A 15,170-nucleotide genomic window follows, 5' to 3' on the forward strand; every position below is an offset into this window, starting at 1 on the left:
TCGAATTTTTCTGAATTAAAGGATGTATTCCAATATCAGTTTCGTTCTTTTTTCAGCAGAATATTTGGGTAAAATAACAATAGTAAACCCTTTATTTTTGTACTGTTCTAAAAGTACTTTTTCTAACTTTAAACAATAATCAAACTCCTGTAATCTTTGTCCGTCTTGGCAGTAAATATCAAACCAAGTTGGAGCAAAAAAAACAGTTTTATGATACGTGTCTTGATAAGGGAATCGCTGCAGATAATGGGGAATCGTTTTATTTTCTAGAGCTAAGTACGCTTCTAAATCTAATAGCGATCTGTCGCAAACTAAAGCATCGCTAATTAATAATTCTTTACTCGTGACATTGAATACCAAATCGGAGAAACGATTAATATCTTCCCAAGGCACACCATTACTATTGTTTTTTTGTTCATCTAGAATAACCTTTCTAGATACTTCATCCATACAAGAAATAGTGTTTTTTAGAAGATTTATAGTCGTCGTCTTCCCGGTACCAGGCGCTCCTGTAATAATATATTTTTTTTGAAGGCTACGCATATTGAAACAAGAATAACAATCCAATAATTATGACACAAAATAGCGCACTCACTTTATAATTTATACGGCTCACCGTTTTAATTTCTTCATGTTTAATATCGCGGTTATTGCTTCCTATAAAAGGTTTTTCTACCAATTTACCATGATAATAATTAGGACCGCCAAATCTGCAATTTAAAATATAAGCCAAAGCCGATTCTGGATATCCTGCATTAGGACTACTATGCTTACCTCCTTCTTTAAAAACAAAAGAAAGTCCGCTTAATTTAAACTGAACCATTAGCATTAAGAGTGCTGTAATTCTAGCTGGAATATAATTAACAACGTCGTCTAACTTTGCAGCAAATTTCCCAAACCATATATAGCGATCGTTTTTATACCCAATCATGGAATCGAAGGTGTTTATCATTTTATAGGCCATAGCTCCAGGAACTCCTAAAATTAAAAAATAAAAGAGCGGCGCAATAACACCATCGCTTAAATTTTCTGACATGGTTTCAAAAGTAGCAACTCTAATTTGTTGTGCACTTAAATTATTGGTTTCCCGACCTACAATCCAAGATAAACGCTTTCGCCCAACATCTAACCCTTCATTTTTTAAAGTATTAAAAACAGCAAAACCTTCTTTTACTAATGTTTTATTTGCCAGACAGTAAAACAACATCAACGTTGAAAACAGAATAGTCAAAATTTGAAATCCTGATACATTTAAATATCTAATTATTAAATATGGCACAACAAAAGATATACTGACTAATACAATTACTAATAAAGCGCCTTTTACAAACCGATAACGGCCTTTGTTCAACCTTTTTTCTCCAAACGAAATACTGTTGCCATACCAAACAATAAGATGAGGTAGCTTTACAGGATCTCCAAAAATTAAATCGAAAGTAAAAGCCAAAATTAAGATGTAAATAGCGTTTAAATCCATTCTTTTAAAATTTGAATTAATACGTTATTAGCTTCTTTACTTTGTGTAGAAAGTCTTATATATTCTCCTTCTAGCCCATTAAAATTTGTAGCGTCGCGAACAAGAATTTGATGTTCTTCTATTAAATATTGCTTAACCTCTTTTGCCGTTTTATGTAATAATTCAACTAAAAAATAAGACGTATTACTATCACAAACTTTTACTCCTTCTAGCGCTGACAATTGATTTCTAAAAACCGCTGTTTCTTCTAATAATTCTGAAGCATTAAACTGAAATGTATTATAGTTTTTTAAGATAAATTCGCCGCCTTTAATTGCCAATAAATTAACGCTCCAAGGCATTTTAAATTTTAATAATTTTGCAATGTTTGACGCGTGAGAAACTACATAACCTAAACGCAATCCTGGAATGGTAAACGTTTTGGTTAACGAACGCACAACGATTAAATTTTGATATTTACTGGTTAGTGAAACAATAGATTTTATACGTGTTGTAAACTCGATATAAGCTTCGTCTATAATAAATGTAGTATTTGGTTTTTGCTCAAAAAGGGATTCTAATTCCGATTTAGAAAACACGTTCCCATTGGGATTATTAGGATTACAAATAAACACAAGATCTACATCAGTGCTTTGTAATTCTGAAGCATTAATAAGTTTGTATTTTAAATTGAATATTTTGCAAGCATCTTCATATTCTGCAAACGTAGGCGCTACAATGGCCGCCTTTTTATTAGAAAATAATTGAGCAATCAAATAAAAAGCTTCGGTTGCTCCATTAGTAAACAAAAACTGATCACTTTCTAGCTGAAATTTTTTAGCAGCTAATATATTAAGTTCATTTGCTGTGGGTGACGGATAACTTTGAATTTGATTTACGCATCTTGAAACCTCATCGAGCAGTGCTTTAGGACAACCTTTATAATATACATTAGAACTGAAGTTATGTTTAATCTCGCCTTCAATTAAATGAAGATCATCGCCGTGGCCATTTAACATAGTTCTGAGCTGTTTTTTACAATCGTTTCCATGTCTAAATTTTCATCTACCCAATCTGCTAATTTATCAAATTGTTCCGCTTTAAATAATCTATAATTTTTTGCTTTGGCTTCAGGGAATTTTAACTGCAATAATTCTGTAACAACATCCTGATTATCAAAAACACCATGAAGGTAAGTTCCCCAGCTTTTATCGCCATCAAAAAAACCTTCATATTCACCTTCAACAAGGTTTAAATGTTTGTTTTTAGGTACGTTGGTTTCTCCCATATGTATTTCGTAACCAACGCACGTTTCTTCAAAATTTTTATATTGAAAATTGCGCTGTATAGTATATTTTTTCTTAGAAAGTGAGGTTTCAATATCGAACAATCCTAAACCTGCTTCTAACTTCACGTTACTTTCTACCGAAAATGGGTCTTTAATAGCTTTACCTAACATTTGGTAACCCCCACAAATCCCGATAACAGGAATATGAGTATATCTCGCTTTAATAATTGTATCTAAACCATCGGTTTTTAAAGCAATTAAATCTTCAATGGTGTTTTTAGTTCCAGGAATAATGATAACATCGGCTTTATTTAGTTCTTCTTTATCTCTTGTAAAATATAGGTTAATGAGTGATTCCTGCTCTAAGGCCTGAAAATCTGTATAATTAGACATGTAATGAAGTTTCACTACAGCAATATTTAATTTATTGTCGACAGCTGTTCTTGATCTAAGATTCAATGCAACCGAATCTTCTTCTTCTATAATAATATCTTTTGCATACGGTAAAACGCCCAAAACAGGCAAACCTGTAAGTTCTTCCAACTTCGTTCTACCTTCAACAAACAAAGATGCATCTCCTCTAAATTTATTAATAATAATACCTTTTACCAGTTTACGTTCCCAATCTTCTAACAAAGCAATAGTACCGTAAACACTACCAAATATGCCACCTTTGTCAATATCGCCCACCAAATACACGCACGCATTAGCTGCTTTTGCCATACGCATGTTTACAATATCTCGATGTTTTAAATTAAGTTCGCTAATACTACCCGCACCTTCCATAACAACAGGATTGTGTTTTGACGCTAATTGCTTGAACGCTTTTTTAGCTTCTTCAAAAAGATGTATTTTATTATCTCCTAAAAAATATTCTTTGGCTGTTTGATCTCCAACAGGTTTTCCGTGTAATACAATTTGCGATTTATTTACAGATGAAGGTTTTAATAAAATAGGATTCATTTCTACGGTTGGAGGAATACCACAAGCTTCTGCTTGTACCGCTTGCGCTCTACCAATCTCTAAATTATCGGGTGTAGAAAAACTATTTAAAGACATGTTTTGTGCTTTAAACGGCGCTGGATTATACCCTTTTTGCCTAAGCCATCTGCAAATTCCTGTGGTTATCCAGCTTTTACCAACATCGGAACCTGTACCAACTAACATTATAGGTTGTAGGTTTTGCATTTACATTTGTTTCTATTCCAAACAAAAATATCGAATAATTTACACTTTAATATCGGGTTGAAGATAAAGTTTACTGTAAATACGCGTTTACAGTTTTTAATATTTGATTACCGATAAAGATCTTGTAATATTTATTTAGTATTCGCTAATAACCTCAACTAATTTATCTTTATTTTTAGACTAAAACATATTCTAAATTCTCTAGAGAAAGCTGATTTTTAGACATACGTAAATCGACCATAAAAGATCTTAATTTTTTAGAGACTTCTTGTAATTCATCTGTCATAGAAAATATTTTAGGATCACCTACAATTATCAATTTATGTTTTGCTCTAGATAAGCCTACATTAAGCAAGCGTTCTCCTTGAATACCTTTATAAAGTCGTCCTATATTTTTTTCGCTATTATCTACAAGGTCGTAAATAATCATGTCGAAACCAGAACCTTGAAAAGCATGTACTGTACCTACTTTTACACGATCTAGGTTTTCGTTAGATAATTTTTTATTGAATATATAATTCTTAATACACCTAACCTGACCGTTGTAAGGTGTTATTACTCCTATATTTATATTTGCATTATTAATAAGTATATCCTCGACTAAATTGGTAATTATTACAGCTGTTTTAACATTCACTCTCGATTTACCTTCGGTAGATTTAACTCTAGATCCGCTTTTAGAATCTATAGGAATAAAACAATAAGGCGAACTCAATGTATTATTAAAAACATTTATATGTTTATATTCTTGCGTATACTGCGTGGTTAATTTTCCGTTATAAAATCGGTTATTTACAAATTCACAAATTTCTGGATGCATGCGTCTTTGCTCCGTTAACATGACTCTTAAACGATCTTCATAATTGTCTACATCTTTAAAAAAATCAAAAATATCTTTATTAAACCACGTATAAACAGCCTGTGTTCTCCCAGTACTTATAGGACCTAATTGTTTAAAATCGCCTGCTACAACAAATTTATCTTTTGTAAAACTTGCCATGGTTAATGTTTGTACCAAAGGCATCATACCAACTTCATCTACCACAACAAGATCAAATTTTTCATTTTCAAAATTATCACCAATAAAACATTGTGCTGCTGTTGTAAATACTAATTGAGATTCGCTAATTCGTTTTTGATTACTCTGTTTAATTTCGTTTTTTAAAAGTACTTGTCGGTTTCTAAGTAATGCTTTTTCTTCTAAATTTAGATTGTTTTTTCCTCTTAAAAGCTTCAATACATTTCCGTATTCTTTTCTAAGAGCATCTACCAATTCTTTATCTGGATATAATCTATTATCGTTCACAATTTCTGATAAAACAGGATAGCCAAATCTTAATAATTTTCTATCGTTAATTAACGCCTTAGAGGTTTCATTATAGTTCTCAAATTCATTAATAATTTCCCCACCAAGAACATCTATAGACACGTTAGATATGCCCACAGCAAGCACTCTAAATCCTAAGCAACAGGCTTTAGTTATTATTTTTGATAGTGTATAGGTTTTTCCTGTTCCTGGCGGTCCCCAAATAAAAGTAACATTTTGAGAAAACACTTGTGTAAAAGCTTGTTTTTGAGAACTGTTTAAACCCGGATAATCACTATCTGATTTATTAGTACTAAACTTTAAAAAGTCTTTTTTATAAAATAATTGATGCGTTAAACTAGATGTTTTTAAATGAGCTGCATTAAACCTGTTTTTAACATCTTTTAAAAAGTTTAATGGCTTGGGTTTAAATTGAAATTTTGTTTGTAAATGTTCTTCAGACAACTCGTAAGAGACTCTAAAAATTATTGAAGATGTTTTTCTATAATACGCTAAAAAAAGACCTTGAATATTATTAAACTGCGAAACATCTTTCCACCATAAATTTATAGAAACTCCTTCTTGGCTAGGAGAAGACACACCGTCTGGCAACGATATTCTGGCTTCGTAAAGAAAACCGTAATTAGAATTTGAAATGGGTTTGTTAACCTTTGCAATAATCCATAATTTAGCATTATCATCTTCTATAGCATATTCTTCATCTATAAAAGCCTTGGCTATTTCTTGATTTTGAGTTTCTATTACACCAAACCATAACGGAAAATCGCGCATAACTTTGTCCCATTTTGGAAGATAAAGATAGCGTCTTACTCTGTTAAAATACACGTTGTATTCTTCAAGCGCTTGCGTTACAAGTTCGAGATCCAAATGATGTTTATATAATAAATTTGTAAGTTGCTTTTCGTTATAAGCGTTTTTATTATGGTCTACGTCATGCCACTTTTTAATAATTTTCTCAAAAACTGCTTTCATTAATAAGTGCTTTATTTTTAATAAGTTCAAAATATTAATCCAAAAATAAATATTATATGTGTTTTATTTTTTTTGAAAGTAGATTAGCTTCTATTATAAATACAACTTATAAGTAATTAATTCTCTGCAATATTATAAATTATTCATCTACCAAAACTAATTTTAGGCTCACATTATTTACCTCTAAAATTATACAATAATAAAATACAGAAACCCTTTTAATTAAGGGTTAAACATACATTATAAACTATAAATAGATATTCGTTTAAATATCTTTAATAAATGCATAAAATAAACTCAAGAATGATAAATTTGCCTCCAAAAAATATCATTTAAATAAACTTAATAAATATAATGAAAAACCAATCCGCCTTATCGGGCATTATGATAACTGCAGGAACATCTATAGGTGCCGGAATATTTTCTTTACCCGTTGTTTCGTCAGGAATGTGGTTTATTTATAGTTTGGTCTGTTTATTATTTTTATGGTTTTTAAATTATTTATCGGCATTGTATATCCTAGAAGCCAACGTACAATTCTCTCCAGGAGCAAGTTTTGATACCATATCTACCAAAATATTAGGAAAAAAATGGAGTATTGTAATTGGTTTATCCATTGTCTTTCTAATGTATATTTTACTATATGCTTATTTTAGTGCTTTAGGAAACATGGCTACGGAAAGTTTAGGATGGGACATTTTTAAAACAACTCCATGGTTACAAGGCGTAATGAGTCTTGCTCTTGGTGGGGTTTTAGCATTTATTGTTTGGTTAAGTACTGCTGTGGTTGGGCGTATTTCTACAGTTTTAGTTTTTGGGATGATAATTTCTTTTTTTGTTTCAATGGCTGGTTTCGTCTTTCAAATTGAAATAACTAAATTATTTGATATCACAGGAAAAAATGCGACCTACCTTCCCTATTTATGGGCTGCACTTCCTTATTTTTTAACATCGTTTGGCTTAGCAACAGTGGTTCCTAGTCTTTATAAATTCTATGGAAAAAACCCTATACTAATTAAAAAGAGTCTATTTAAAGGCTCTTTAATCACCTTCTTAGTTTACTTGCTATTTATATCTGTTTCTTTTGGAAATATATCTAGATATGAATTTATTGCAATTAACGAGGCAGGAGGAAATATTGGTCATTTAATACATGCTTTCAACAAAGAGGAAACCAGTACAATGATAAATTTTGTACTAAACCTATTCTCAAATTTTGCAATTATAAGCTCATTTCTAGGAATTGGATTAAGCTTATTTGACTATATAACTGATAAATTTTCTTTTAAAGATCATGCAAAAGGACGATTAAAATCTGCTTGCATAACGTTTATCCCTCCAGGAATTGCAAGTTTCTTTTTTCCTAATGGATTTATTGCAGCTATAGGATTTGCTGGATTAGTTGCTGTTTTTGGTTTTTTTATAGCACCTTTTTTTTTAGTCAAAAAATTAAGACATACTCAGACTGAATCTATATATAAAGTTAGCGGTGGAAATGGTCTTTTGTACTTTTTTATAATATCAAGTGTTCTTGTAGGCTTATGTCAAATCTTAGCGATGTTAAATTATTTACCTAAATGGTAAAATACTTATTTTAAATAAAATTATTATTACTCTGCAAACAACTACATTTAAACTCTAGCTGTATTTTACTATAGATAATTTTACTCTAAGTAATATAATACGCTTCTTTTAATCTTATCTTGATAAGGCCGTATATATTTATAATATTATGAAGATATACAGCACACCAGCGACAAAAGCTTTTTTGATTGTTAATTATTACTTACCGATGCAGAAAGTAATGATTACTGATTAACAGTAAGTTAGCGTTTTATTTGTGGTACAAATGCGGTACAAGATGTAATATTTTATTTACAAAAAAGTCAACTAAAGGAAAGTGAAAAAATGATCAATTGTTAAAATGAAGCTTTTTCATTCCCAAAATTATTGGTTTAATTACTTATATCGGCCTATTAAAATAATGCTTCACTTTCACCTATACGCCTAATAAAATGTTCTTCTAAATTTCTCTTAATTATAATAGGATATCGTACCTCTCTAATTACCCGTATTTTTGGGGAATAGAGTTCAAGTATATAAATTTAGTATTCAAGAGAATTATTCAGTAACTATATTTATTCCTATTAATTTGAGCTAAACATTTAATTTTATTATTCATGAAATTTTATTACCTCTTTATAGTCTTTCTTTTAACAGATTGCGTCGTACCTAGTAATTACTCGTCTTTTAACTTTTGTATTTCTGCAAATAACACATTAGCATCACTATCTATATCCAACGGTTCCATCAACTCTCTTATAAATGCTTTGGGTAAGATAGCTTATAGTAAGCTGTCTATTTTTTTTTAGGTTTGGTATCATGCTCCATATTTAGCGCTAGCCTCTACAATCATACCCATATTCTGCTCAACCACACAAAAAGTAACCTACCTATTCATTAAGATAGGCAATAACCAATCTCTAAGTTCTGAGCATTTTTTTGGTTTTGTCTCTTATTGTTTAGAATCGTTTCGAGAATTGAAGTAGTTTTCTTAGAATATAATTTCACATCTTTACTACTTGGCATTACAATTGGTGTAAATTTAAAATCGTTTGTAACAATTGTTTTAAAATAGAACTAGTAATTATAACGGTATCTAAAATGTAGATCTTTAAATAAATTCATGCTACGGCTCAAAGCAGAAGTGTATTCATTACCTAACTTCAAGACCATTTTTTCAAGAATTAATAATTCCCTTTTAATTGCAGCTTCCCTGCTATCTTTTTCTTTTACCATTTTTTTGTAAAAATATTGAGACACAACAAAGGTGAGCACTTTTTATAAAAATTGCATCATTCACTCATTTTATACATAATTAATTGTCAGGGGCTTTATATTTATCGACTCCCAAAATTAAATCCATTATCATTGCCAATGATTACAAAGTTATTTTGTAGCTGACAACCTTATTTGAATTGTTCATGTTGTGTACATTTAACTGTAATAATAAAATCTAAAAAGCCTATAAATGAATTCCTCATCCATGGAAAGAGATTTTAGAATATCCTTATGGTTTCATAGAGATATTGATTTACCCTAAAGCTACCGCTCTGAAACCTCCTCATCATTTCTATGGCCCACCATCCGAATTCTATTTGACAAGTGGGGCATCCGGTTTCTCAGGCTCTAATTGGAACACCCGAGTAGTGCCACTGATGAATTTGAAGGCCTTCCCATGGATGCCCAAGGAAATCGGCTTTGCCCCATCATCATGTCCATGGAGGGTTAAAGAGTCTTGTGTAAGCAGTAAATCAAGGGAGTGACCGCGATAACGTATTTTCATATCAAGGCGCTCCATTTCCATTGGTAATTGTGGATTAAATAGCAGAACATCGCCTCGCACTTCGATACCTGTAGATACGCGCTGTATTTGATCAACCGAACCTGCCATGGCGCCGAGGTGAATGCCTTCTTTCGTGGTACCTTGCTGGATATCGTTTGCATCACTTTGTAGCCCCTCTTCGAAGAAATCCATAGCTTGTTTCCGGTCGGAACGTGCCAGAACCCAAGCATACACTACCCGACTGAGTGTCGATCCGCGAGATGATCGCCTAACGTAATACGTAATATTTTTGGGAATAGTCTCATACTCAAAAGGATAGTCCAAACGTTGAAATAATGCTTCGATTTCCTCTGCGGAAAACAGATAGAACAACATTAACACATCAGGTTGCTTAGAAAGCTTGTAACGATTAGCACTGTCGTTCTCCGCCTCCAAAATGAGATCAAGACGTTGAATATTACCATATCTGGTTTTGTAATCCTCCCAATCAAGTTCCTGCAATTTTTCATAACCCTCGAACTGACTGATAATTCCGTGATCATGGAATGGGACATACATCCTGCAACTTATAGCACCCCATCTCGCGATTTCGTCTGTAGACAAGCCAAGCCGTGTAGTGAGTTCCATGCGACGTGTGTCCGAAAGCAGATCGAGCATTTCAAGCGCTCTACACATGACCCATACAGCCATAATATTTGTATATGCATTGTTGTTGATACCTGGTTTTTCGGCATCAGGATACCCGACATGAAACTCATCAGGACCTACCACACCGAGGATTTCAAAACGCTCGCGCTCGCTGTTGAAGCGCGTTATGCTCGACCAAAAGCGAGCGATATCGAGTATAAGTTCAGCGCCATAAGAATGCATAAATTCAACATCCTGGGTAACCTGAAAGTACTGCCAGACATTATGGACGATTGCACTTCCTACATGGCGTTGTAAGAATGTATTATCAGGCATCCAGCGTTGTGAGCGCTGGTTAAAGTTAAGTTCTTGGGTTTCCTCCTGACCATTGCTACCGCTTTGCCAAGGAAACATCGCCCCCTTGTACCCAGCAGTGGTAGCGGCTGCGCGTGCTTCACCAAGACGCCGGTAGCGATACATAAGTAGTGAGCGGGTGATTTCGGGCATTCGATAATTAAAAAACGGGAAGATGAATAATTCATCCCAAAAAATATGTCCTTGATAGGCTTCACCTGTCCAGCCCCGTGCAGGCACTCCGATATCGAGGCCTATGGAGTTGGGTGATACAGCCTGTAGCAAGTGAAACATGTTCAAACGAAGAAGCATTGGCACATTTGACGTATACCCGGGATTGGCCGGTTGAACATCCACGTCAAAGTGGCTCCACAGGTTCTTCCAGGCAAGAACATGGTCTGCCAAAACACCTTCGAAGCGCTCCGCCCTTACGATTGCTTTGCGTGCCTCCAGTCCACACTCTGAAATAGCATGGTCGCGAGAGGTATACAAAGAGACCTGTTTTTCAAGAATCAGTGTCTGGCCTTGTTTGATATCGATGATCAGTTCTTGTCCGATGATTCCCGGTTCTTTGAAGACCTGCCGTTTAACATCAAGTCGATGTCCTTCAAGGAACGCTTGAGTTCTGGTCGCTTGCGCGACATGAATATTAGATTGATTAGTGCGAACAGTCATACACACAACATCATCGTCAAAGGCCTCGCTTACCACGGGTTCCAAATGCTTGTTGTTAAACTTACGGTACAGCTTGGCGCCAGAATTAACGATACGCCCGTCAATCCCAGAATGAACTGTAACCTCCTCAGACCAGTTTTCTGCTGTCAGCGTCAGCTCTAATGCCCCTAGATGCATGTTACTCATAGAAATCAGACGTCGTTCCTTAAGCATACTGCGCCGCCCCTCACCATCCTCAAATCTGATGCTCCGCAATAGTACACCTTGTCGCAAATTGAGTTCCTGACGATACGACAAGAGCTTGACTTTACGAACATCGAACCAATCCTGACTACCGATACAAAACTTGAGCATGAGCCAGTTGGGGAAATTCACCAAATCCTCATTCTCAACCACCCGACCGGCAATATCGGTGTGTAACCTATTGTAGCCACCGGCAAGGTAGGTTCCCGGATAGTGAATATCGTCTGCATCTCCCCAGGCTGCGCTGCCGCGAGTAGCAAAATAACCATTTCCCAAAGCACATAAAGCCTCTCGCTTACCCTCCTGTACGGGATCGAAGTCTTCAAATACGAGCGACCACGCCGATGGCGGTTCCACAGACACTTTAACTTGCGACAAATCAGTCACCACAACATCTGCACCGGCTTTGCGCATCGCTTGAGCATGTCCTGTGCGATCTACGCCGATGACGCAGCCGAATTGGCCGGCGTGCCCAGCCTCGACTCCAGCGATCGCGTCCTCCACAACAATGGAGCGCGCAGGTACTGCACCAACTTGCCTAGCTGCTTCAAAAAAAGGATCCGGCGCCGGTTTACCCTTAATTTTGAGACGCTTAATATCCTTCCCATCCACTCGCGCGTCAAAGAGCTGCGCGATGCCTGCCGCCTCGAGCACCTCGGCGCAGTTAGTGCTTGATGACACCACCGCCGTCTTAATTCCTTCTGCCCGGAGTGTGCGCGCCAGCGTGATTGCCGGTTTATAAAGCGCAACGCCACGCTGCTCCACATACTTCAGGTAATATTGGTTCTTGAGATTTCCCAAAGCGCATATGCTTTGTATCTCCCGGCCGTCTTCAGGTGTACCCCACGGTAATTTAATTGCTCGAGACTCGAGAAAGGCGGCCACGCCTTCGTAGCGAGGCTTACCGTCAACGTACTGGGCATAGTCAGAATTGATATCAAAAGGGATGAATGGTTTGTCTGCCTTGGTAGCGTGCTGTTCAAGAAAACCGTCGAACAGTTTTTTCCAGGCATCTTTATGAATGCGCGCTGTTTTAGTCAGCACCCCGTCAAGATCGAACAAAATCGCGTCAAAGTCCTGAGGTGCGAGTGTTATTATGGTTTTCATCTTAGTTATATCCATTAGGTTATTTTATCCGCCGTGTCGCTCGGTCTTGTTAATTCCGCTTCGGATACTATATTATTTTTAATTTTTTTAACTAAAACCCGAACACTATTTGATCGTTTTTTTATCCGGATCAAATAGCTTATAGGCCAAAAGTTTAATCCTGTCATTGATAAGAAACCATGCCAATGCATACCCCCAAACGAAACCAGCCCAACCCCAACCTAGGGGCGTCATAAATAAACCATAAACTGCTATGAGTGTCGCTATAATTTGCGTACCCAGTACGGCTATCCATAAGATCTTAGCTGGACGAATAGACCAAAACGGTCCCCGTGTTCTTGTAAGGAAGATTGTAAGGTGACCTGCAACAGATAATTTTAAATACATTAAGGTTTGTATATGCTCACGGTCAAGGTGAAAGACCCGCTCAGCTAAATAAAATAAGCCAAAAGCAGAGACAACACCTATAACACCCAGTACTGTAGAAATCCCCAGTACCATACGCATATTCCAAGCCTCTGGTTCATTCTTATAGTTAACATTATCATACGCTATAGATAAAATAGCCCCATCATTAAGTAAGGCCAACATCACAATCATAACTGCCGTTACTGGGTAAAAATTAAATACCAATATAGAAACCGTCATAAACAATAACACACGTAATGTTTCCGCGATGCGATAAATGGCATAGCTATTCATCCGTTGAAAAATTTTCCGACTCTCCTTAATGGCGTCAATAATCACTGACAACCCAGGAGTCATAAGGACGATGTCTGCTGCGGCACGAGCAGCATCCGTTGCTTCAGATACGGCAATCCCGCAATTGGCTTTCTTAAGTGCTGGGGCATCATTAACGCCGTCACCTGTCATCCCTACTATGTGTCCACGTTTTTGTAACACATCCACAATGTGATATTTATGTTCAGGAAACACTTGTGCAAAACCTTCGGCATTCTCGATGGATTCTGAAATGTCCTTCGTTTCTTCCTTATTTGAATCGCCCAAACTACTAGCATCGAGAATAGTTGTGCCCATATCTAACTTCTGTGCCGTTTCCTTGGCGATTGCCAAGGCATCTCCCGTAACCATTTTAATTTTCACCCCCATAGCTAGTGCTGTCGCAATGGTTGACTTAGCATCTTCACGAGGCGGATCAAACAAAGGTAATACACCTATAAACTGCCATTCGCCTTCGCCATCAGTACGGGCTACCCCTAAGGAACGAAAGCCTCGAGCTGCAAAATTATTGACAGCCTTATCAACGGCAACCTTCAACTTCTCAGAATTGGTCGCCAATTCCAAAATCACCTGTGGTGCACCTTTCGTTACTTTAAAGTCTTTACCATCCTTCCCTTTAACCGTTGCCTCTGTGCGTTTATGTACAGGATCAAACGGTTGGAAATGAATCACGTCATAATCATTTAATATTTTTTTGTCTTTCAAACCTCCCAAAACCGCTAGGTCTATTGTGTCGTTATTTTCAGCACGCGATGCCAATGCGCCACTGAGTATAACCTCATCGGCAAGGATAGCGTTAACACTAAAAGGATCTCCTAATGTTAACTTGTTCTGGGTTAATGTACCGGTTTTGTCGGCGCAAAGTATATCCACTCCTGCCAATTCTTCTATAGCAACCAACTTGCTCACAATCGCCTTTTTTTTGGCTAGTAATCGTGCGCCAACAGCCATTGTTACCGATAACACTGTTGGCATAGCAACCGGAATCGCTGCCACAGTCAACACCAAAGCAAACTGCAAGGTAATGAGGACTTTGTCTCCACGGAAGATAGCCACAGAAATAATTATGGCTACTAAAACCACAGCCAACACAATCAGGTAATTACCAATTTTCAAAACGGCCTTTTGAAAATGACTAACGGTATGTGCTTCTTGCACCAGTTGTGCTGTTTTTCCAAAATAGGTATTAGTACCTGTAGCATAGATTATGGCACCTATTTCACCGCGACGAATGATTGAACCAGAAAAGACTGCCTCACCAGATTTGCGCGTGACCGGTAATGATTCACCCGTCAATGCAGACTGATCAACTTCTACCGAATCACCATCCAATAAGCGTGCATCGGCAGGAACAATATCACCCAAGCGTAAGCGAATAACATCGCCGGGAACTAATTCGCGTGAGGCCGGAGTAATCCACTTTCCATCACGCTTAACACGCGCTTTAACGGCCAGTTGGGCCTGAAGGGCCGCTATGGCGTTACCCGCCTCACGTTCTTCCCAAAACCCCACGACAGCATTGGCCAAGAGTAAAAGAAGAATGATGAAAAAATCGGGCCAATGTCGCGCCACTGCCGAAAGGATTACGGCCGCTTCAATCATCCATGGAATGGGGCCCCAAAAATAAGAAAGGAATTTCAGGAACATATTGGTTTTCTTTTCCTCAATTTCGTTGGTTCCGTATTGAATTAGACGTTTCTTCGCTTCTGTTTGAGTGAGCCCGTCTAGTGATGAATCCAGTTTTTTCATCAGTTCCTGCATAGGCAGGGATTTTAGTTCGTCTTTTGCATTGGGTTTTGATGCTTCTGCTTTAGACTGATCTCTATTTGATGTCATATCTTAAAAT

8 protein-coding genes are annotated in these 15,170 nt (G+C 36.5%); 1 reads left to right on the top strand and 7 read right to left on the bottom strand.

Annotated features, from left to right (window positions below):
• Positions 1 to 15: 15 nt before the first annotated feature.
• The 5 genes from GQR95_RS14155 to GQR95_RS14175 all read right to left on the bottom strand — a co-directional run bounded on the left by GQR95_RS14155 (position 16) and on the right by GQR95_RS14175 (position 6,231).
• On the bottom strand, positions 16 to 543 hold the full coding sequence (locus GQR95_RS14155; protein WP_159023775.1) for an AAA family ATPase: 528 nt from the start codon (positions 541 to 543) through the stop codon (positions 16 to 18).
• Positions 536 to 1,477, bottom strand: coding sequence for an adenosylcobinamide-phosphate synthase CbiB (gene cbiB / locus GQR95_RS14160; RefSeq protein ID WP_159023776.1), 942 nt, complete (start codon positions 1,475 to 1,477; stop codon positions 536 to 538). Before cbiB ends, GQR95_RS14155 begins: the two co-directional genes overlap by 8 nt.
• Positions 1,468 to 2,475 (bottom strand): histidinol-phosphate transaminase, encoded by a 1,008-nt coding sequence (locus GQR95_RS14165; protein ID WP_159023777.1) that lies wholly within the window; start codon positions 2,473 to 2,475, stop codon positions 1,468 to 1,470. Before GQR95_RS14165 ends, cbiB begins: the two co-directional genes overlap by 10 nt.
• Positions 2,469 to 3,932 (bottom strand): cobyric acid synthase, encoded by a 1,464-nt coding sequence (locus tag GQR95_RS14170; protein ID WP_199269600.1) that lies wholly within the window; start codon positions 3,930 to 3,932, stop codon positions 2,469 to 2,471. The genes GQR95_RS14165 and GQR95_RS14170 overlap by 7 nt, the downstream gene beginning before the upstream one ends.
• A 175-nt stretch (positions 3,933 to 4,107) precedes the next feature.
• Positions 4,108 to 6,231 carry an ATP-binding protein gene (locus GQR95_RS14175; protein WP_159023778.1) on the bottom strand — a complete coding sequence of 708 codons (2,124 nt, stop codon included), beginning with the start codon at positions 6,229 to 6,231 and terminating at the stop codon, positions 4,108 to 4,110.
• Positions 6,232 to 6,585: 354 nt separating this feature from the next.
• Here GQR95_RS14175 and GQR95_RS14180 point away from each other — a divergent pair, with 354 nt between their 5' ends.
• Positions 6,586 to 7,815, top strand: coding sequence for an aromatic amino acid transporter (locus GQR95_RS14180; protein WP_159023779.1), 1,230 nt, complete (start codon positions 6,586 to 6,588; stop codon positions 7,813 to 7,815).
• A 1,570-nt stretch (positions 7,816 to 9,385) separates the two neighbouring features.
• Here the strand turns inward: GQR95_RS14180 and GQR95_RS14185 are convergent.
• Together GQR95_RS14185 and GQR95_RS14190 are read right to left on the bottom strand one after the other, a co-directional pair.
• A complete protein-coding gene (locus tag GQR95_RS14185) occupies positions 9,386 to 12,598 on the bottom strand; it encodes a beta-phosphoglucomutase family hydrolase (RefSeq protein WP_199269601.1) in 3,213 nt (1,070 codons plus the stop codon).
• 90 nt (positions 12,599 to 12,688) lie between these two features.
• Positions 12,689 to 15,160 carry a plasma-membrane proton-efflux P-type ATPase gene (locus tag GQR95_RS14190; protein ID WP_159023780.1) on the bottom strand — a complete coding sequence of 824 codons (2,472 nt, stop codon included), beginning with the start codon at positions 15,158 to 15,160 and terminating at the stop codon, positions 12,689 to 12,691.
• Positions 15,161 to 15,170: the final 10 nt, after the last annotated feature.

The sequence above is a fragment of the Formosa sp. L2A11 genome (genome assembly GCF_009796865.1).
GTDB lineage: Bacteria > Bacteroidota > Bacteroidia > Flavobacteriales > Flavobacteriaceae > Formosa.

What these genes read in the sequence shown, in the direction of transcription:
- GQR95_RS14165 (WP_159023777.1), bottom strand. Translation starts at nt 2,475, where the DNA reads ATGTTAAATGGCCACGGCGATGATCTTCATTTAATTGAAGGCGAGATT.
- GQR95_RS14155 (WP_159023775.1), bottom strand. Translation starts at nt 543, where the DNA reads ATGCGTAGCCTTCAAAAAAAATATATTATTACAGGAGCGCCTGGTACC.
- GQR95_RS14175 (WP_159023778.1), bottom strand. Translation starts at nt 6,231, where the DNA reads ATGAAAGCAGTTTTTGAGAAAATTATTAAAAAGTGGCATGACGTAGAC.
- GQR95_RS14185 (WP_199269601.1), bottom strand. Translation starts at nt 12,598, where the DNA reads ATGGATATAACTAAGATGAAAACCATAATAACACTCGCACCTCAGGAC.
- GQR95_RS14170 (WP_199269600.1), bottom strand. Translation starts at nt 3,932, where the DNA reads ATGCAAAACCTACAACCTATAATGTTAGTTGGTACAGGTTCCGATGTT.
- GQR95_RS14180 (WP_159023779.1), top strand. Translation starts at nt 6,586, where the DNA reads ATGAAAAACCAATCCGCCTTATCGGGCATTATGATAACTGCAGGAACA.
- GQR95_RS14190 (WP_159023780.1), bottom strand. Translation starts at nt 15,160, where the DNA reads ATGACATCAAATAGAGATCAGTCTAAAGCAGAAGCATCAAAACCCAAT.
- cbiB (WP_159023776.1), bottom strand. Translation starts at nt 1,477, where the DNA reads ATGGATTTAAACGCTATTTACATCTTAATTTTGGCTTTTACTTTCGAT.